Annotated in this window: 18 protein-coding genes; 4 read left to right on the top strand and 14 right to left on the bottom strand. The window is 44.5% G+C overall.

What is annotated here, in order from left to right; genetic code table 11:
- Nucleotides 1-304: 304 nt before the first annotated feature.
- From INQ51_RS04800 to INQ51_RS04790, 3 genes are all read right to left on the bottom strand, one after another.
- On the bottom strand, nucleotides 305-1,159 hold the full coding sequence (locus INQ51_RS04800; RefSeq protein WP_233376743.1) for a sulfurtransferase: 855 nt from the start codon (nucleotides 1,157-1,159) through the stop codon (nucleotides 305-307).
- A 126-nt stretch (nucleotides 1,160-1,285) separates the two neighbouring features.
- On the bottom strand, nucleotides 1,286-2,320 hold the full coding sequence (locus tag INQ51_RS04795; protein ID WP_233376742.1) for a porin: 1,035 nt from the start codon (nucleotides 2,318-2,320) through the stop codon (nucleotides 1,286-1,288).
- Nucleotides 2,321-2,383: 63 nt separating this feature from the next.
- On the bottom strand, nucleotides 2,384-3,340 hold the full coding sequence (locus tag INQ51_RS04790) for a rhodanese-like domain-containing protein (protein ID WP_233376741.1): 957 nt from the start codon (nucleotides 3,338-3,340) through the stop codon (nucleotides 2,384-2,386).
- Nucleotides 3,341-3,762: 422 nt separating this feature from the next.
- On the opposite strand from INQ51_RS04790, the gene INQ51_RS04785 reads away from it, so the two are divergent.
- Entirely contained in the window at nucleotides 3,763-4,404 is a 642-nt protein-coding gene (locus INQ51_RS04785; protein WP_233376740.1) for a Crp/Fnr family transcriptional regulator, read from the top strand.
- A gap of 171 nt (nucleotides 4,405-4,575) precedes the next feature.
- Nucleotides 4,576-5,739, top strand: coding sequence for a sigma-54-dependent transcriptional regulator (locus INQ51_RS04780; protein ID WP_233376739.1), 1,164 nt, complete (start codon nucleotides 4,576-4,578; stop codon nucleotides 5,737-5,739).
- A 456-nt stretch (nucleotides 5,740-6,195) separates the two neighbouring features.
- Here INQ51_RS04780 and INQ51_RS04775 read toward each other — a convergent pair whose 3' ends face one another.
- The 6 genes from INQ51_RS04775 to rsfS are packed head-to-tail and all read right to left on the bottom strand — an operon-like array spanning nucleotide 6,196 to nucleotide 11,099.
- Nucleotides 6,196-6,942 (bottom strand): CDP-alcohol phosphatidyltransferase family protein, encoded by a 747-nt coding sequence (locus INQ51_RS04775; protein WP_233376738.1) that lies wholly within the window; start codon nucleotides 6,940-6,942, stop codon nucleotides 6,196-6,198.
- Nucleotides 6,943-6,945: 3 nt separating this feature from the next.
- Nucleotides 6,946-7,776: a phosphatidate cytidylyltransferase gene (locus INQ51_RS04770; protein ID WP_233376737.1), complete on the bottom strand. Its 831-nt coding sequence runs from the start codon at nucleotides 7,774-7,776 to the stop codon at nucleotides 6,946-6,948.
- Nucleotides 7,769-7,981: a DUF2007 domain-containing protein gene (locus INQ51_RS04765; protein WP_233376736.1), complete on the bottom strand. Its 213-nt coding sequence runs from the start codon at nucleotides 7,979-7,981 to the stop codon at nucleotides 7,769-7,771. Before INQ51_RS04765 ends, INQ51_RS04770 begins: the two co-directional genes overlap by 8 nt.
- Nucleotides 7,982-8,026: 45 nt before the next feature.
- On the bottom strand, nucleotides 8,027-8,644 hold the full coding sequence (locus INQ51_RS04760) for a lactate utilization protein C (protein ID WP_233376735.1): 618 nt from the start codon (nucleotides 8,642-8,644) through the stop codon (nucleotides 8,027-8,029).
- Between the two features lie 2 nt (nucleotides 8,645-8,646).
- On the bottom strand, nucleotides 8,647-10,722 hold the full coding sequence (ftsH, locus tag INQ51_RS04755) for an ATP-dependent zinc metalloprotease FtsH (RefSeq protein ID WP_233376734.1): 2,076 nt from the start codon (nucleotides 10,720-10,722) through the stop codon (nucleotides 8,647-8,649).
- 8 nt (nucleotides 10,723-10,730) lie between these two features.
- On the bottom strand, nucleotides 10,731-11,099 hold the full coding sequence (gene rsfS / locus INQ51_RS04750) for a ribosome silencing factor (protein ID WP_119437223.1): 369 nt from the start codon (nucleotides 11,097-11,099) through the stop codon (nucleotides 10,731-10,733).
- Nucleotides 11,100-11,189: 90 nt separating this feature from the next.
- Between rsfS and INQ51_RS04745 the strand changes: the two genes are divergently transcribed.
- Nucleotides 11,190-11,921: a biotin--[acetyl-CoA-carboxylase] ligase gene (locus INQ51_RS04745; RefSeq protein ID WP_233376733.1), complete on the top strand. Its 732-nt coding sequence runs from the start codon at nucleotides 11,190-11,192 to the stop codon at nucleotides 11,919-11,921.
- 186 nt (nucleotides 11,922-12,107) lie between these two features.
- Here INQ51_RS04745 and INQ51_RS04740 read toward each other — a convergent pair whose 3' ends face one another.
- Both INQ51_RS04740 and pyrE read right to left on the bottom strand, forming a co-directional pair.
- Complete coding sequence (locus INQ51_RS04740; protein ID WP_119437221.1) at nucleotides 12,108-12,557, bottom strand: SRPBCC family protein; 450 nt, start codon at nucleotides 12,555-12,557, stop codon at nucleotides 12,108-12,110.
- Nucleotides 12,558-12,635: 78 nt separating this feature from the next.
- On the bottom strand, nucleotides 12,636-13,268 hold the full coding sequence (pyrE, locus tag INQ51_RS04735) for an orotate phosphoribosyltransferase (protein WP_233376732.1): 633 nt from the start codon (nucleotides 13,266-13,268) through the stop codon (nucleotides 12,636-12,638).
- Between the two features lie 20 nt (nucleotides 13,269-13,288).
- On the opposite strand from pyrE, the gene INQ51_RS04730 reads away from it, so the two are divergent.
- On the top strand, nucleotides 13,289-13,912 hold the full coding sequence (locus INQ51_RS04730) for an NUDIX hydrolase (protein ID WP_233376731.1): 624 nt from the start codon (nucleotides 13,289-13,291) through the stop codon (nucleotides 13,910-13,912).
- Nucleotides 13,913-13,946: 34 nt separating this feature from the next.
- Here INQ51_RS04730 and INQ51_RS22600 read toward each other — a convergent pair whose 3' ends face one another.
- The 3 genes from INQ51_RS22600 to INQ51_RS04715 all read right to left on the bottom strand — a co-directional run bounded on the left by INQ51_RS22600 (nucleotide 13,947) and on the right by INQ51_RS04715 (nucleotide 18,133).
- Nucleotides 13,947-15,368, bottom strand: a complete 1,422-nt coding sequence (locus tag INQ51_RS22600; protein ID WP_233376730.1) for a peroxiredoxin family protein — start codon at nucleotides 15,366-15,368, stop codon at nucleotides 13,947-13,949.
- A gap of 5 nt (nucleotides 15,369-15,373) precedes the next feature.
- Nucleotides 15,374-15,853, bottom strand: a complete 480-nt coding sequence (coaD, locus tag INQ51_RS04720; RefSeq protein WP_119437217.1) for a pantetheine-phosphate adenylyltransferase — start codon at nucleotides 15,851-15,853, stop codon at nucleotides 15,374-15,376.
- A gap of 63 nt (nucleotides 15,854-15,916) precedes the next feature.
- The gene (locus tag INQ51_RS04715) at nucleotides 15,917-18,133 is read right to left on the bottom strand and encodes an amino acid permease (RefSeq protein ID WP_233376729.1); all 2,217 of its coding nucleotides are present in this window, start codon (nucleotides 18,131-18,133) and stop codon (nucleotides 15,917-15,919) included.
- Between the last annotated feature and the right edge of the window lie 114 nt (nucleotides 18,134-18,247).

Below are 18,247 nucleotides of genomic sequence, written 5' to 3'. Positions count from 1 at the left end.
AGGCTCGCCATGACGTCAACGAGGGGGTGTTCCGGCAGCGGACAGCAGCTGACAATTTCCAGTCACGACACAAGATGTCCGCTGCCAAACGAAAAACAAAAACGGACGTCATTGCGATTCGTCCGTCAGCCGACGGACGGAGAAGCAATCTGAAGGGGATTTGTTGCCGTATTGCCGTGTTTTGCTCGCGGCCCTTGGCTCTCCACCCCGCGCTTTTATAAACGAAACACGATGCACCGGCCAAGGGGAAAGAGCATAAAAAAAGCGCCAGGTCTCACCTGGCGCCACTAAGACATGTGAAAGGCTATTCTACCGTATTGGATGCGGTAGCCTGCCACTCTAAATACGCTCCGTCGTAAACTTTTACTTTTGGGTATTCCAGTGTTTTTAGGGCCGTGTAAAGCACACAGGCGCGTACACTGGTTTCGCAGTAAACGATGGCTGTTTTGTCGCTAGTAATACCTTTGGCTTTGAAAATTGATTGTAATTCTTCTTTTGATTTGAGCATTCCCTTGCTGTCGAGAAGCGTTTCGTAATTGATGTTCGATGCTCCCGGGATGTGCCCTTTGCGAAGCTCGGTTTCAGCCGTGCCGGCAAATTCTTCTGCGGTGCGGGCGTCGATCACAGCATAAGCCGGGTTGCCGATTGCCTTTTTCACTTCATCCATATTGGACAGCAGGGCCGCGTTGGGTTTGGCATTAAACGTAGTGGCCGTAACTTTCGACGGTGAACCGGTAACCGGTTTTCTTCCGGCTTTCCAGGCTTTAAAGTTACCGTCGAGTACTTTTACGTTGGGTGCTCCCAGGTATTTGAGCATCCAGTACATCCGGTTGGCGTATTTGCCCGAGCCTTCGTCGTAAACCACGATGGTTTTATCGGTGGAAACACCTTTTTCTCCCAGTATTTTGGCCATTTCAGCTGTAGGTTTGATCAGGTTACGGACCGGGTCGTTGTTGCAAAGCGAGGTGTGCGGAATGCTAACAGCACCTGTGATGTGTACTTTGTAGCCATCTTCATCACCTGCCCACACTACCACCACATCGGTGTTTTTAGAGATTTTGGCCAGTTCGTTCACCGAAATAAGGTCCTGTGCCTGTGCCGAAATCAATGATGTCAGGAAAAACGCTATTCCCAACAGAAGGTATCTACTTTGTTTCATTCGTTTAAAATTTTGTAATTATTCGTATTTCATCTGTTTCGTAATGTTCATACCAATGGATGGTACACCCGTTGGCTAATTTTACACATTAAAATTTAAGCCTCTGCTTTTTTGCCGGCAGTAGCACTAAAATTTAACCTGAAGTTGAACCATTATGCGGTCGTTCTTAATTTCTTTGGCCTGTTCAGCAGCGTATTCATAGTTAACCTGTAAACGGGTCCAGTCGTTGAAGAAATAATTAACACCCACCGTTGTTACCTGCTCAAGGTTGTGTGTGGCGTCTAGGTCGTCGTTGTAATTTTCGTATTTAATTACCGGTTGCAAATTCCAGGGAGTATTGTAAAGAGCCATGATAAACATACCCGAACGTTTCACATCTCCCTGTACAATTGCAGGTTCGCCGCCACAACCGCCACCAACAGTGTACGAGCCTTTGTCTTTCCCGTAAATGTATTCTCCCTGAACCAGGAAATTGGCAACGTTTACTTCAAACTCGGCACCCAGTCTTAGGCGGGTATCGTCTCCGAGTGTCGGGTCTTCGTTTTTCGATTTTCCTGTTTTAAAGCTACCGCCAACGTGCATCCACTTTGCAGGCTGAACAATAACGCGGCCCACAAGGTCCTTGTAATTATCCTGATCGGCTACCAGCAGCCCGGGACCGTTTGTCAGCGCTATGGCATACTTAATCAGCGTAGTGTCCGAACCGCCCAGTAACATAATTCCCATATCGCGGTCGGGAGCCGTTAGTTCGTTCACCACTTTCGAGCGGTTGATGGTATGTAAGCCGCTGCACGGGGTGCTCAGTTCGAGCCCGAAAGGCGACTTGAACGAACCCATGCTCAGTTTTGCATACGAAAACCGGTTGTAAGTAATAAATGCATCCAGCAAATAGGCTTTGGGGCCGTCTTTTTTGAACGGACTGGTTTCCAGCAACACGTAGTAACTGAAATCGTAGGGAATGTTTCCCATCACGCCAATCCTGGCACGGTTAAAGCCAAAGGTAGATTCAGCTTCATCGTAAAGGAAGTAGTCGTATTGGGTTTGCAGGTATCCAAATACATTTACTCCGTCAGCAGATTTTGGCTCGGCACAGCCCTGCGCAAAAGCGTTGATCTGGAGAAACAACGCAATGGCAAGCATGAAAAATATTTTGTTTTGCATAGTCGAATATTTATTAGATGATTTTGACACCGGAAGTACATTCTGTTTGTACATATCGCTGGTTTAGTTGGAAACTGTTGGTAGGTCTTTTGATTTTGAATCGTGGCCCCAGTGGTTGGAAACGTTGCCTGATGTCCAGAACGGGTTGGAGGTAGTGACTCCGTTTAAGCCAAAGGTCATGCTGTAGGCCTCGAACCCAAGTACATTCAGGTAAGCCGTAACAACTGCCGACGTTTGCCCGGTGTAGCAGTAAGTAACCACTTTTGCATTTGGGTCAAGTTTGGCGCATTCGTCGATGCTCAGCGGGTTTACCCTGACGGCATTTTTCACATGTCCGAAACCGGTGTAGTGGGCTTCCGAAAGAAAATTATTGACGTAATAGCTGTCAGGACTTGCCAACACATCGGCTCCCGCAGCCGTTTTGAAACCAGCTGCTACAGCCGCTTCCACTCTTTCTTTTAAAAGTGAGGCGCCGTCAATCGTTGGGCTGGTCCACGAGGGCATATCAAATGAGCCTGCTTCGGTAGCAGTACTTGTCCAGTTGCTTTCGGTTGTAAGGTCTTTGCAGTTCGCCGTCCATTTGTCAAACTGGCTGTTCCATCCGCTCATTCCCCATTTCAATGCCTGGGCATCCGAGAAACCGTACAGGCGCAAGAGCGATGTGGCATAACATGCGGTTTGTCCGGTATAGCAAACTACCAGGATAGGTTTATCGGCGGTTGCTGCTGTGGTAAGAATATCGGCAAAAGGCACATTGTGGGCTCCTGCGATGTGTGCTGTTGCGAAATCGGCAGCACTGCGGATATCCATGATCCACTTGGCACTTAAATTACCGTCAGCAGGGGCAGGCATTACAAAGCCACTGGTAACTGTGCTGATATCAAGGTTGTTGGATTTTAGATAGGTGGTCAAAACTTCATAGTTTCCCAATTCCGAATCTGTTATGTCCTCTTTACAGCCGGTAAAGGTTAGTGTTGCAAACAAGGCAACGAGTAGTGTAAGAAATAGGTCTTTTTTCATTTGTACATAGTTTTAGATTATATAATGTGTAGTGCTGTCACTGTACTTGCTTGTTGATTTTTTGGGATGTGTTTGAATGAACAGGAGTTGGACTTCCTGGTCAGAAGCCAGGAAATAGGGGAGATATACCTCCATATAAAAAGTAGTGCATTCGCTGCCTTTCCCATGTCTTTTAGAATTTTGATATTGAATAAATTCAACTTGTCAAAGCTAAATCTCGGTTTGTTCAAAAAAGAAAAAGGTCGGTAGAAGCTGCTCAAAAGGAGATTTTGAGTTGCTCAGAAAATATTTTGATTAAAATCAAATATATGATTGATCTAAGAAGAAAAAGAAAATGAAATTCTTATATTCACGCAGGTAGTTATATAAATATGTTAAAAGGTAAAATTTTAAAGAAGTGTGTTGATTGTGAATGTAAATCATTGCCGTTTAAAGAATTATCGGTAGATGAGCTTATTCAGATCAACAAGAACAGAGTAGAGCTGACGTTTAAAAAAGGGGAAACCATCATTAAACAGGGAGCCCTGGCGGCGCATATCGTTTATATCAAGTCGGGGCTGGTAAAGGTGTACCGGGAGCACGGTACAGAAGAACTGGTTTTATCGCTCGAAAGCAAAGGGAAAATGATCGGGTTGCAGGCGCTTTTCTCACAAGGGATTTATCCCTACTCAGTAACTGCCTACGACGATGTAAGCGTTTGTTTGCTCGATCTGAATGCTGTTAAATCGTTGCTGTCGGAGAACGCCATGTTTGCCTCCCAACTTTTAAACCTGCTGAACGAAGAAACACTTTTCTCCTATAACCGGATGGCGTGTTTAACCTTGAAACAGCTACACGGAAGGTTTGCCGATTTATTGTTGTGCCTGAGCCTGAGAATATACAAACGAAAGGAATTCAGTGTTCCGCTGTCGAAAAAAGACATGGCCGCGATTATGAATATGTCGCAGGAAAGTTTATCGCGCGTGATCAAGGATTTTACGGTCGAAAAGATTGTGGACTTAAAGGGGAACCGGATTTCAATTTTGAATTTTGAAAAAATCAGGCATTTAAGTTTGGTCGGTTAAAACCAATAAAAATGCTGCCCGTGAAGAGATCGGTTGTGAATACTTTAAAAGCATTTGCGGGCAGTGTATCCCAATTTAATTCAGTAATTTTCGGGACCTGGTATTGTTTGGAATCATTTTTGATTACGGGCAACTAGAATTATTTTTACATTCTCAAAAAATTAAAGCGAAATGTCAAAGATCCTCGTAATTGATGATGAAAGAAGCATCCGGAACACCCTGAAAGATATCCTGGAATATGAAAAGTATGAAGTTGATCTGGCGGAAGATGGAAACAAGGGCCTGGAAATGATTCGTGCTGCGGAATACGATATTGTTTTGTGTGACATTAAAATGCCCGGACTCGACGGAATAGAAGTTCTGGAACGTATGGTAGTGCTGGCTCCCGATACACCCGTGGTGATGATCTCGGGTCATGGTAACATTGATACAGCTGTTGATTCAATAAAAAAGGGAGCTTACGATTACATCGAAAAACCACTTGACCTGAACCGTCTGCTGATTACCATCCGCAATGCGATGGATAAATCGACGCTGGTAACAGAAACGAAAATTCTAAAAAAGAAGGTCAGTAAAAAATACGAGATTGTTGGCGAATCAAAAGCCATTGCCGATATTCTGGATATGGCCGACAGGGTAGCGCCTACCGATGCCCGTGTGTTGATTACCGGGGCAAATGGTTCGGGGAAAGAGCTGGTGGCTCGTCGTATTCACGAGCAGAGCAACCGCGCTTCCGGCCCGTTTGTGGAAGTGAATTGTGCTGCGATTCCTTCTGAGTTGATCGAGAGCGAATTGTTTGGCCACGAGAAAGGCGCTTTTACATCGGCGGTAAAACAACGTAAAGGAAAATTTGAGCAAGCCCACGGCGGTACTTTGTTCCTGGATGAAATTGGAGATATGAGTCTTTCGGCACAGGCAAAAGTTTTGCGTGCCCTGCAGGAAAACGAGATCAGCAGGGTAGGAGGTGATAAGGCAATTAAAGTAGATGTGCGTGTTGTGGCGGCTACCAACAAAAACCTTTCAGCTGAAATCGACAACAACCATTTTCGCGAAGACCTTTATCATCGCCTAAGTGTAATTCTGATCAAGGTCCCGACGCTGAACGAACGACTGGAAGATATCCCGCTGCTGGCGAACCATTTTATTCAGCAAATTTGCAGCGAGTACGGAATGCCTGAAAAGTTAATCAGTGAAAATGCAATTGCGGAGTTGCAAAGAATTAACTGGACCGGTAATATCCGCGAGTTCAGGAATGTGATTGAGCGACTGATCATTCTTTGCAACAATGAAATTACGGAAGCGGATGTATTAAAATTTGCCGCTCCATTGAAATAGAAAAATTCAATTTATTTTCTGATTTAAAAACAACTTTCCCCCTTTGTTGTTAACTATGTTACAAGTGTAAAAAATGACACTTGCTAAAGCGTGTTATATAAGATATTAGCCTCTGGTTTCGGAAGTCAATTTGTCATGGCGTATTATTAATCTTTCCCTCGGGAAAATATTTCTTCCGTTTTCAGAGGCTTTTCTTTTCTTAAAATCAGCCAATTATACCGATTAGCAATTGAATTGAGCCTTAAATTCGCTGCGCTCTTAAAGCCTCTTCAATTGTCTATCGGCATTAACCATTGTAATTCCAGAGTTTCGCATAAGGCTCACTCTGAAAAACAATTGGTATTATATACGAAGCTGAAATCTGCCCGAAAAATCAGACGGGAAAAAAATCAGCAAAACAGTCTCCTGTGGACAAGTATTTTACCCACGCAAAACAGGATTGATAAGTAAGAAAGATTAGAGCTTAACTTTTGCCAGGTAAAAAATCACATTAAGTATAATGTAAAGCAGAATGGTTAAGGCCAGTCCGTAAACATTTAACGTGGCAAGCAGAACGACGGCCAGTAAAACAAAAACATAGCGGTACCAGTTATCGCTCCATTTCAGGTTTTTCATTTTGAGTGAAAACATGGGCAGGTTGATCACCATCATTCCGGCCATAAACACGCCGAGAATCACCAGGTTTTTGGTGGAATAAATCATTTCGAAGTAATCGTGGTATTTGGGGAACTCCAGCATCAGCGCCAGAGAAGCCCAGAAAATTCCGTTGGAGGGAATGGGCAGGCCGCGGAAGAAAGGTTCGTCGCCAGCGAGTACGTTAAAGCGGGCCAAACGAATGGCACCAAAAATAGGTAGCAGCAGTGCCGAAAAAAGAATTATCCACTGGTACCAGTTGGCACTTATTTCGTAAATGGGTTGGTTTTTCCCGAAAAGTGAGAATTCAAGCAAGGTGAACAAAATAGCTCCGGGCGCCACACCAAAGGAAACGACATCGGATAACGAATCGAGTTCTTTTCCTGTTTCGGAATAAGCCTTTAAAAGGCGAGCCGCGAAACCATCCATAAAATCGAAAACCGATGCCAGGCAGATAAAAATTCCGGCCCAGATCAGGTGTCCGTCGATGGCAAAAATGGTGGCAAGTACTCCCGACGAAAGGTTCATCAGGGTGATGAAATTGGGTATTTGACGAATAATTGATCGCATGTCTTAAAATTTTCCTGAAAGCATTAACCAGATAAATACGACGGGAATGGCAAACAGCAGACTGTCGAGACGGTCGAGAAAACCGCCGTGTCCCGGCAGGATATTTCCCGAATCTTTGGTGCCAATCTCCCGCTTTATTTTGGATTCAAAAAGATCGCCCAGCGTACCGAAACCAACGGTCAAAACTGCAATAACGATCCAGCTAAGCATATCCACTGCCTGGAAAAGAACCGCATTCACGATTCCCATGACAATGGCAAACACAGCACCTCCGATCAATCCTTCCCACGATTTAGCCGGCGAAATGCGCGTACACATTTTGTGTTTTCCAAAACGGGTTCCGATCAGGTAGGCAAACGAATCGTTTGTCCACAAGATGAGGAAAACGCCGGCCATGATCCAGGGATAGTAAACATTGGTTTGCCCGTTTAGCGAACTGTTCACAATAAAATTCATCAGTGCAAACGGGATGGCGATGTAAATAAAGCCAAGTACGGTGAGTCCGCTTCTTTCCAGCGTATTATGGTTTCTGCGAAATAATTCGATGATAAACATTAAAAGAATAATGGGGATACAAATGAGTAGCAGGGATTTGGGAAGTAAGCTATTGGCAATACCGGCGCAGATCAGAAAATAGAATACGCCCATTAAAGTGCCGGGCAGGCGGGAAATTTTGTGTCCCGCGGCTTCAACCAGCGCATAAAATTCGTATTGGGTAAAAAATAAAAGTGTTCCGAATACCACGGCAAACGCGATAGGGTGAAACAAAAGGCCGCCCATCATCACAACTACATAGATCAGGCCCCAGATCGATCGTTTTGTTAAGTTACTCACCTTCCTTTAGATTTTTGAGTAACACAACAGCTTTTTGATAATCGGCTTCCGACACATATAAAATGAATTCCCCGAAGGACTGGTAAGCTGTATCGTGTTGGTTTAAAATAACTGATTTAATGCCGGCATTTGCCAGAATGTCTTTCGCCATTTCAGCTTCGTATTCAATCGCCGTCATATAAACTTCAGTCCATCCTTTTTCCATGGCGTAAAGTTAAGAAAATATGGCTATGCTGGATAATTGTATCAATTAAACGATAAATACATGTATTGCACGCGGCCCGTGCGCTCCCATTACCAGTGTTTTTTCGATATCGGCAGTCCGGCTAGGCCCGGTAATCAACGCAATGTGGGAGGGAAGAATGTCCTTATATTTGTTTTGAATGGCAGTGTAAGCCTCGTCAAGGTATGCAACCAGCTGATCTTTTCGGGCAATCACAATATGAACCGGAGGATAAACAAACATCCGGCGACCGCCTTCAATGGCAGAACTAACCATCACTGACCCGGTGTGTGCGATCAGAAATTCGCAACTGGTAATACCCGCTTCCAGATCTGAAGGAAGTTCAGAACCGCTGGAAAAGCCGATCCCGTTTTCTTTTAATCCTTGCTGAAGTAGGGTTTCGTTGCAGTAAATCTTTTCCGGAGAAAATGCTTCAAGAAACTTTTTGAGGCGCTTGTACAAATCGGTTTCAGACTCACATAAAACAACATTCCCGCTTATTTTCTCCAGGTTCTCTTTGAAAGCCAGTTCCAAAGGCTGATCGATGGGAAAATAAACGGGAGTGTTAAAATCGGGTATTTCGTCCGGCTCCGGATGAGTGGCTTGCTGAAGCCTGTTTAATATTTCCTCCCGGGCCGAAGTCATCTTTATTCAGGTAAAACTTCTGTTTCAGTGTCTTGAACGTCCTTTGGTTCGTCAGTGGAAATTTTAGGCGTTTTGCTATCGCCGTTGCCATTTTCACCAATCAGGTGCTTTTTCTCCCACGGACGTTTTCCAAAAATCTCTTCCAGATCTTCGCTAAAGATCACCTCACGCTCGAGCAATAAATTGGCCAGTTTACTGTGTCCTTCCGCATTGTCGCGCAAAACTTGTTTGGCTCTTTCGTACTGTGCGTCTATCAGTATTTTTACTTCTTCGTCGATCAGTTCAGCGGTTTTTTCACTGTAAGGTTTTGTAAACGAGTAATCTGATTGCCCGGTAGAATCATAATAGCTTACATTTCCTACCTTTTCGCTCATCCCAAAAATACTTACCATGGCATAGGCTTGTTTGGTAATTTTCTCAAGGTCGTTTTGTGCGCCCGACGAAATTTTTCCGAAAACAATTTCTTCTGCCGCACGTCCACCCAGTGCAGAGGCCATCTCATCCAAAAGTTGTTCCTTGGTGGTGATGGATCTTTCTTCCGGCAGGTACCAGGCAGCACCGAGCGCTTTCCCGCGGGGAACAATGGTAACTTTTACCAGCGGGTGGGCATATTCGAGCAGCCAGCTGATGGTGGCGTGCCCTGCTTCGTGGTATGCAATGGTCTTTTTCTCTTCCTGCGAAATAATTTTATTCTTTTTCTCCAGTCCGCCAATGATCCGGTCAACGGCATCCAGGAAATCCTGTTTGGTTACCGAGTCCTTGTTTTTACGGGCGGCAATCAAGGCTGCTTCGTTACAAACATTGGCAATATCGGCACCCGAGAAACCGGGCGTTTGTTTCGACAGAAAATCAACTTTTACGTCTTCACTCAGTTTCAGCGGACGCAAGTGAACCCTGAATATCTCGGTACGCTCGTTCAAATCGGGAAGCTCCACGTGAATCTGACGGTCGAAACGTCCGGCACGCATCAACGCGCGGTCTAGAATATCGGCACGGTTCGTAGCTGCCAAGATAATTACCCCGCTGTTGGTGTCAAAACCATCCATTTCGGTCAGCAACTGGTTCAGTGTGTTTTCGCGCTCGTCGTTCGATCCCATGTTGGGGTTCCGTCCACGGGCACGCCCGATGGCATCAATCTCATCAATAAAAACAATACAAGGTGCTTTTTCCTTGGCTTGTTTAAACAGGTCGCGCACACGCGATGCTCCAACACCTACGAACATTTCAACAAAGTCGGAACCCGACATCGAGAAGAAAGGTACGTTGGCCTCACCTGCCACTGCTTTTGCGAGCAGGGTTTTTCCTGTTCCGGGAGGGCCTACCAGCAAAGCTCCTTTTGGAATTTTACCTCCCAGTTTGGTGTACTTTGCGGGATTTTTCAAAAACTCCACAATTTCTTCCACTTCCTGCTTGGCTTCTGCCAACCCGGCCACATCTTTAAATGTGGTGGAAACACGTTGGTCTTTGTCAAATATCTTTGCCTGCGATTTTCCTACGTTGAAAATACCACCGGCACCACCACCGGCACCACCGCGGCTCATCCGGCGGAAGATCCACCACCAGAGTAAAATGATGATGATAAAGGGCCCAAACGAAAGAAGAATATCACGGAGCCAGTTATTTTCGTCTTTGTACGAAGGGAGAATTTCGTCCGGTTTTCCTTCCTGTGCTTTGGCTAAATCGGTGGCGAATTTCTCAATCGGACCTGTTTTAAAGGTGAAATGAGGACCCACTTCGGCAGGCTTTGAGAAATTCCCCTGGAATCTATCTTCGTAGTTTTTTAAGTGGTCTTTTTTGATGTAGACATTGGCTTCTTTTTCGTTGATCACCTCCAGGCGCTCAACGTCGCCGTTTTCAATCATCTGTTTTACTTCGCCCCAGTTGGTGTCAATGGGACCATGACTGTAACTGATGTAGTACTGAACCACCAGAAATACGATGGCAATAATACCGTAGATCCAGTAAGCATTGAATTTCGGCGGTTTTCCATCGCCTTTTTTATTGGGAGAAAAACGTCCGAAAGGATTGTCTTTCCCATTTTGTTGTTTTTGATTGTTATTCTGATTGTTTTCTGCCATGATACGTATTAATCTTCTTCTATTGTTCTTGATTTTGCATCGGCCCAAAGGCCTTCGAGATTGTAAAACTGACGGGGTTCTTCCTGGAAAACATGTACCATAACATCGCCGTAATCCAACAAAATCCACATAGCGTTCCGGTATCCGTCTCTGTGCCAAACATCTTCTCCGAGCATTTCCTTAACGGTTGCTTCCACCGAATGTGCAATGGAATCAACATGTGTAGAGGATGTTCCGTGACAAATTATGAAAGAACTGCATTCGGTATGCTTGATGCTCTCTAAATCAATAATTGTGATTTTTTTTCCTTTTAAACGTTGTATCCCTTCGAGGATTGCTTCTGTTAGTTTATCTGTTTCTGCTTTTTTTTGCTTCATAAATTAATCTTGAACCTTACAAAGATAATCTTTTTGTCCATTAACCATTTTTTGTCAGAATGGTTTACTTTTGATCCTCAAATGTTTTTAATGGGCCGAAATATCATCTTTTTAGACGAGGTCGACAGTACCAACAACTATGCCAAGCAACTTGTTTCGGACGGGGTCGCAAATGGCACTGTCGTTTTGGCACATTTCCAGACCCGGGGGAAGGGACAGCCGGGTAATTTCTGGGAAAGTGAGGAAGGAAAGAACCTGTTAACCAGTGTTATTCTGCATCCTGATTTCCTGGAGGCAGGCAAGCAGTTTCTGATATCAAAAATTGTCAGCCTTTCTTTAGTAGATTTGTTAATGCCGGAAGTAAATGATGTTTCAATTAAGTGGCCCAACGACATGTACATCGGAAATCGTAAAGTGGCCGGAATTCTGATCGAGAATTCGATTAAAGGCTCGACGCTCGATTCTTCGATTATCGGAATCGGACTTAACCTGAACCAGTTGGTGTTTCATTCCAAGGCACCCAATCCTGTTTCTCTGCAGCAGCTGAACGGAAAAATTTACGATACGAAGGAAGTGTTAAAAGGGTTCTTTCAGCATTTTGAAAAGTGGTACGCGCTTCTGGAAGCAGGACAGTTTCAGCAAATTGACGAAGCATATCGAAGCAAACTTTTTGGCTTTAACCAATGGAGAAACTTCCGGAAAAACAAGCAGCTATTCGAGGCCAGGATTTCCGGAATCGGTGAATTCGGGCAACTTCAGCTGGAAGACCGTTCCGGGAAAACCACGGAATATATGTTTAAGGAAGTGGAGTATATTTTTTAGTAAGATGCTTCTCTTTTAATCTGGCAGATGTTGAAGCTTCAATGTTGATGAATTGCTAAATTGTAAAACTGCCAAACTGCGACTGGCAACTGCGACTGTAAACTTATTCAAGCATTACAGCATTTTCGCATTCAAGCATTTCTCATATAATTCAATCCCTCAGTCCTTCAGTCCTTATAGTTTGCTCTATTGATACGGAAGCTTAGTCAATGTATCGGCCAGATTATTAAGGCCTTCTTCCAGTTTGTTGCCCACCATCATTTTAATCATCATACTCATTTCGGCATGAAGTGTCAGGCGCATTTTGGTGTTGTATTCATCCACCGGAAGCAGTTGGATCCAGAACGTAAAACTTAGCGGAAGTCCACCGGAACTTTCAATTTTGATGGATTTAAACGGTTCGCGGTCGATGATTTTGATCTCGGCAACACCCAGCCCGGTAATGTTGAATTTGCAGGAATCGCGGTCCGACTGAAATTCGGTGATTTTTATCTGCGGCACTTTTTCGGTGATACGCTCAATCAATCCTGAATTCATGTAGCCTGCCAGGTTCTCGAAATTCGACAAATAATTAAATACAACTTGCTGGTTGTGTCCGATTGTTTTTACGTCGCTTACGTATTTGTTAACTCCCATCTGTCTGCTTTTGAAAAAAAATCCCGTCCCGGTTGTTACCGGGAGCGGGATCTATCTGTTTTTGATAAAGTTCTAAAATTATTTTCCCCAGTTGGCCGGGTCTTCGCGCCATCCCATCAACGATTCAACCTGATCTTGGGTGATTTCTCCCTTTTCAAGAGCCAGGTCAATCAGGATTTGGTAGCGGCTTAACGAAGTAAGTTCGATGCCGGCTTTCTTAAAGTTTTCTTTGGCATGCGGGAAGTTGTAGGTGAAAATGGAAACCATTCCCACAACATCGCCACCAAAATTGTTGACTGCTTCGGCAGCTTTCAGGCTGCTGATCCCGGTTGATACCAGGTCTTCGATCACCACCACTTTTTGAAACGGTTTCAGGTCGCCTTCGATCAGGTTTTCCAAGCCGTGTCCTTTTGGCGACGAGCGAACATAAATAAAGGGCAAGCCCATTTGTTCGGCCACCAATACTCCCATGGCAATGGCGCCGGTTGCCACTCCGGCAATCACTTCGGCGTCCGGGTATTTTTCACGGATTACTTCCACAAACTTGTCGCGGATGAAAGTGCGCGTTTCCGGGTAAGACAAAATCTTACGGTTATCGCAATAAATCGGCGATTTCCAGCCGGAAGCCCATGTAAAAGGATTGTTGGGTTGTATCTTTATGGTGTTGATTTCTAACAGTCGGTTGGTAACTTCGATTTGAGTTGACTTCATGATAAATGCTATTTTGTTCGATGCAAAAGTATAAAGTTTTTTTGAATGAAAAGAGGATTGTGTTTTCCTCGCCTGCGATGATAACATTTGCGAAAACAAGCTCTGTTTCACCCGCTTTTACTGATGGTTCGGAGGTGTTAACATACCTGGAAAGCCTGCTTAAGACAGAATGCCGGGAGGCTGTTATAGAACATGAACATCCGGAGAAAGCCTTTCAGTTCTTTCAATCGGCCTTGCTGAATGTGGAGGCAGCAGGTGGAGTGGTGAAACGAAAGGACAGGATTCTTTTTATTTTCAGAAACGGAAAATGGGACTTGCCAAAAGGGAAGATTGATAAAGGAGAATCCGCATCGCAGGCTGCGTTGCGCGAAGTGGAAGAAGAATGCGGAATCAGCGGACATGCGATTGTGAAAACTTTGCCTTCGACTTTTCATATTTACCAATCGCCTTACCCGGATACAAAAGGAAAATGGGTTTTTAAACCGACGCATTGGTTTGAAATGGAATACGACGGAGCAAGCGAGGGGCTGCCGGAAACAGACGAAGGAATCACCGAAGTACGCTGGTTTCATCGCTCTGAGTTGGATGAAGTGCTGGCGAATACCTATGAAAATTTAAAAGACCTGATTCGGATTTATGCGTGATGCTCGATTTTCGATTCTGGATTCTTGATATACTTTATTTTGATTGATTGCGCTGGCGCATAAAAAGTTCGTTGCGGAGCCATTCTCCAAATTGTTGTTCAAATCCGTCAAGCGGCGTTTTTACATGTTCAAAAACCACTTCGTGTTTTTCATTCAGCAAAAAACACTGCGGAAACGAACGTATTTTGTAAAGGTCGATAAATTCGTTGTCGGTATCCACTAGCTTTTCCGCAGGTACTTTCTGTTCATTAAAAAAGTGGTGGATGCTTTCTTGCCCGGTGTTTCGGAGTATCACATAAATTTCCAGGTGCTTGTTAAACAGTTCGTCGATGCGGCTCAGGTATTTTAGTTGCTCCTGGCAAACGCGTGTTTCAACATCCGCAAAAACGATGTATTTGAATTTACTCTGGCCTTTGTTAGTGCATTTTTTTTGCCCGTCCAAATCGTTCAGGCAAACAACAGGCGCCTTGCTTCCTGTTGCCATAAAACCAAATTTGTCAAGGATATTTTTAGTGGCAGTTTTTATGATCGAATTACTGTTCTGGACAAAAAGAGGGTTCCTTACCAGTTCTTTAATGGCCGCTTTACTAAACTCATCCGAATAATAAGCATCGTGAAGCAGTTTTAGCAAGACCAATTCTGCCATTTTTCCGCTTACCTTGTATTTGTTTTCCACGAAGCTTTTTACGGCTGGAAGGTTTCTGGTTTCCACGGCCTTTTTTACCTCGCTGCCGCGAATGGCCTGTGCAGAAAAACTCAGTTGCCGGTCGAAGGTTTTATTAAACAACTCCATAAAGGCGGGATGTAGCCAGTATTCACTGGTTACTGCATTTAGTTCAGAAGAATAGGCTTCGGGCCGCATCCTGAAAATATCGGCCTCAATCAATTTTAGCTTTAGATTTTTGTACCAAATCAACGTTTTTGCAGCAGTGTCGGGTACTTTTTTGTCGAGTTCGGTTTTTATCGAATCAAACGCTGCTTTAGACTGGCGTATGTATAACTGGTTAAAATATTTGTCGGTGAGGTAATTAAAGAACTGGTCGAATTCAGAAACTTTGTCCGTTAAGACATTTTTGTTTTCGGTGATAAACCAAAAAGGTACGGGTGAGAAGTACGGATTTTTCTCGTCGGCAAACGACTTTTCTTTAAAGGGTGGAAGTTTTAGCTCGATGTTTTTACCCGCCTCCAGAAAAAGCATTCCTCTGAATACTCCAAAATCAGAAAACACATATTTTGTTTCCTTTACATCGGTGTTGGCAACCGCCTTGCCGGAAGCATCGAACTGAAGCGTAAATGCTGTCTCTGTTTTCCCCGAAACAGGGTCGCTGTAAGTAAAAAACTCGATTGTTTTTTTTGCGTATTCTGCATTCTGACAACGGATTTCAACAGACTGCGCCTGCCCGGCTGCCAGCAGAAATAAAACGACAAGAAGAAATGAAAATTTGTTTAAAGCCACTTTTACTAACCGTTAATTTTGAACTCGTTTTTGTCAAGTCCCTCGGGTAGAAACATACTGGCGTCGCCGCCGTGCGAGATAATATCGCGAATGATGGTGGCGTTTACCGGCGTGTGTTCGGGTAGTGTGAGCAGGAAAACGGATTCAATATCGGGATGCATTTTTTTGTTCATTTGCGCAATGGCCCGTTCGTATTCAAAATCGGAAGACGTACGAATTCCGCGCAGAATGTATTGGGCATTCACCGTTTTACAGAAATCCACCGTTAGCCCCTCGTGTAGCCTGACTTCTACCTTTGGTTCGTTGGCAAATACCTGGTTGATCCATTTCATGCGTTTTTCCACGGGAAAGAACGATTTCTTGTTGGCGTTGTAACCGATCATGATGTACAACTTGTCAAACATCGGCAAGGCACGCCTGACAACTGATTCGTGTCCGATGGTAAAGGGATCGAACGAACCCGGAAATATGGCAATTCTTTCCATTTTTTCTGTTTAAGATCAATCAAAGGTAAATAAATCTGCCAAGTGTGAAAACGTAGCGCTTTTTTAGTTTATTGTTTTGGCCTTGTTGGAACTCACAAAAAGGATATTTCCCAAATCGTTGTAGCCTTCGCTGAATTCGTCCATATTCTTTAATGCCTCGCTCGTAAATCCGATAATGGTGAGGTCGGCATCGGCCGAATAATTGGAGATCACATTTTTACGGTTACCCGAGTCAAAAGGCACCATCGAAATGTTGGCCGGGCTTATAGGAAGACGTCCGGTTTTGATCAGGTCCATCAATTGTTGCCGCTTGTCTTCGATGCCTTCTTCAGGATACAGCGCAAAAATCTTGATCTTTCCTTTTTTCCAGTCGGGGTGGCCCAGAATGATGTACCCCAGCAAAATCATCAGGTTGGCATTTTGGTAATCTTCGGGACTGATCCAGATATGAATTTCGTTTTTATACCCAAAGCTTTTGTAGGAAGTATTCAGGATACAGATGTCGAAACCTGCCGATTCAACAATCTGGTAATTCCCGGTTATCTCTTTCAGGTTGCCGGGATCGGTGCGCGAAAATTCAAACAAAATGAGGTTGTTCCCTTTTCCTGAAATTCCCGAAAGCTGCACCACCTGAGCAATAGCCGATGTGTACGATGGAGAAATGATGGTGTCGAGGTAAACCCGGTTTTTGCTTCCGGCGGAAAGTTGAATCAGCCGGTCCAGTATTTTCTTCGATTCTTCGGTGGTTTTTTCATTCAGCAAGCCTTTTATAAAATGAATGTAAGTGCCAAAACCGTATTTGTACGAAATCCAGCGCATAATGTCGAAGGCCGAGCGGCGCTTAAAAGTATCGTGCGAAATGCAAACGCCAAACGGACGCCAGCTGGTGTCTTTTTCGCTGTCGGCGCGCTGCAGGATTATCTGTAGCTGACGGCTTAACTGGAAAATAACCCCCTTGAAAAGTTTATTGAGTCCCTGGTTATCATCGTTGTTCAGCATAATTACATAGTAGATCATTGCCATGATAACGACCGACAGCGCTGCATAAGTGGCGTTCATTTTAAACATCAGCCAGAAGGAAAACAGTGCCCCAATCAGCGAAATTTGCCACCGCGAGCGAAAGGTGGGGCGGTAGGCGGGATCGGCAGCAAAGTGCTCAAGAAAAGAAATCAAACAAATGGCACCGTAGGTCACCATGAAAAACATGGAGATAATTTGCGCCACAAAATTCACATCGCCGATCAGTACAAACACAAAGGCAATTAAAATAGTTACCAGTGACCCGTTGATGGGCTCATTGTCTTTTTTGCGACCTTTGGCAAACCAACGGTTCACATGGTTTTGCGGGAAAATATCGTCGAAGCCAATGGCCTGCAAAGTACGGGGCGCCACCATGATCGACCCCAGCGCCGAACTCAGCGAAGCAGCTGCCAGCCCGATCGGGATGATGGGACCCCAAATCGCTATTTCCTGCATAATCAATTGGTCGCTTACCAGTTTTTCGGGGGTGGCGGAAATGGCAAATTTATAGGCTACTGCAACATATATTACCATTCCAACAACAGTCGCCCAAAGTGTTCCGCGCGGAATTGATTTTTGAGGGTCTTTCAGGTCGCCTGAAAGTCCAAGGCCCGCAGCAAGTCCGGTAAAAGCCGGAAATACGATGGTGAATACGTAAAAGAAATCGAGGTTGTCTGCTACCGTGAGGTGGAAATTTACTTCTGCAGGTTTAATGGGCGAGTCTCCCATAAAAAACATGACAATGGAAGTAAGCAGAACGGCTACAACAACATACAAGGCTTTCATGCCCACATTGGCTCCCTTGGTAAGAATGAGCAACGAAAGCAAAGCCATTGTGGGGACGGAGATAAAACGACGGTCGGGAATGTAAAAGTCGTAGGTTTGCGCGATCCAGCTGATAAGCGGCTCGAAAGCTTCGCCAAAAGCAATCACGTAAAATGCGACACTGATGGCCTGCGAAAGATAAAGCGTAAGACCAATGGCGCCACCAATGTTCAGCCCAAACGAACGGCTGATAATGTAATAAGCACCGCCGCCCTGAACGCGCTGGTTGGTAGCAATTTCGGCTACGGCAAAAGCAGTGGGGATAGTTACCACGTGCCCGAGAATGATGATTCCGATTACGCCGATAAAACCAACCTGGCCGACAGCCCAGCCAAAACGAAGGAAAAGAATAGCACCTAAAATGGTGGATAAAGCTGTTAAAAATACTGGCAGTGTGCCAAATTTTGCATTTGTGTTTACCAGTGATTTAGCCATAAGCAAAGCGTTTGTGCGCTCTAAAAATGAAAACTAATTATGAGAAATCAAATGGTTTTAATGAGAAATAGAACCGTACTCCGATAAAAATTATGTACTGTAAAGTTCAAATTT

Source organism: Maribellus sp. CM-23, from assembly GCF_021354595.1.
Classification (GTDB): Bacteria; Bacteroidota; Bacteroidia; order Bacteroidales; family Prolixibacteraceae; genus Draconibacterium.
The sequence above is the reverse complement of the archived record's forward strand: the minus strand, read 5'-3'. Positions and strand labels throughout refer to the sequence as shown.

Coding starts and splice junctions, on each gene's coding strand:
- INQ51_RS04715 (WP_233376729.1), bottom strand. CDS start 18,133: ATGGCTAAATCACTGGTAAACACAAATGCAAAATTTGGCACACTGCCA.
- pyrE (WP_233376732.1), bottom strand. CDS start 13,268: ATGAAGTCAACTCAAATCGAAGTTACCAACCGACTGTTAGAAATCAAC.
- INQ51_RS04795 (WP_233376742.1), bottom strand. CDS start 2,320: ATGCAAAACAAAATATTTTTCATGCTTGCCATTGCGTTGTTTCTCCAG.
- coaD (WP_119437217.1), bottom strand. CDS start 15,853: ATGGAAAGAATTGCCATATTTCCGGGTTCGTTCGATCCCTTTACCATC.
- ftsH (WP_233376734.1), bottom strand. CDS start 10,722: ATGGCAGAAAACAATCAGAATAACAATCAAAAACAACAAAATGGGAAA.
- INQ51_RS04740 (WP_119437221.1), bottom strand. CDS start 12,557: ATGGGAGTTAACAAATACGTAAGCGACGTAAAAACAATCGGACACAAC.
- INQ51_RS04790 (WP_233376741.1), bottom strand. CDS start 3,340: ATGAAAAAAGACCTATTTCTTACACTACTCGTTGCCTTGTTTGCAACA.
- INQ51_RS04800 (WP_233376743.1), bottom strand. CDS start 1,159: ATGAAACAAAGTAGATACCTTCTGTTGGGAATAGCGTTTTTCCTGACA.
- INQ51_RS04780 (WP_233376739.1), top strand. CDS start 4,576: ATGTCAAAGATCCTCGTAATTGATGATGAAAGAAGCATCCGGAACACC.
- INQ51_RS04765 (WP_233376736.1), bottom strand. CDS start 7,981: ATGGAAAAAGGATGGACTGAAGTTTATATGACGGCGATTGAATACGAA.
- INQ51_RS04745 (WP_233376733.1), top strand. CDS start 11,190: ATGGGCCGAAATATCATCTTTTTAGACGAGGTCGACAGTACCAACAAC.
- INQ51_RS04760 (WP_233376735.1), bottom strand. CDS start 8,644: ATGACTTCGGCCCGGGAGGAAATATTAAACAGGCTTCAGCAAGCCACT.
- INQ51_RS04775 (WP_233376738.1), bottom strand. CDS start 6,942: ATGCGATCAATTATTCGTCAAATACCCAATTTCATCACCCTGATGAAC.
- INQ51_RS04730 (WP_233376731.1), top strand. CDS start 13,289: ATGCAAAAGTATAAAGTTTTTTTGAATGAAAAGAGGATTGTGTTTTCC.
- rsfS (WP_119437223.1), bottom strand. CDS start 11,099: ATGAAGCAAAAAAAAGCAGAAACAGATAAACTAACAGAAGCAATCCTC.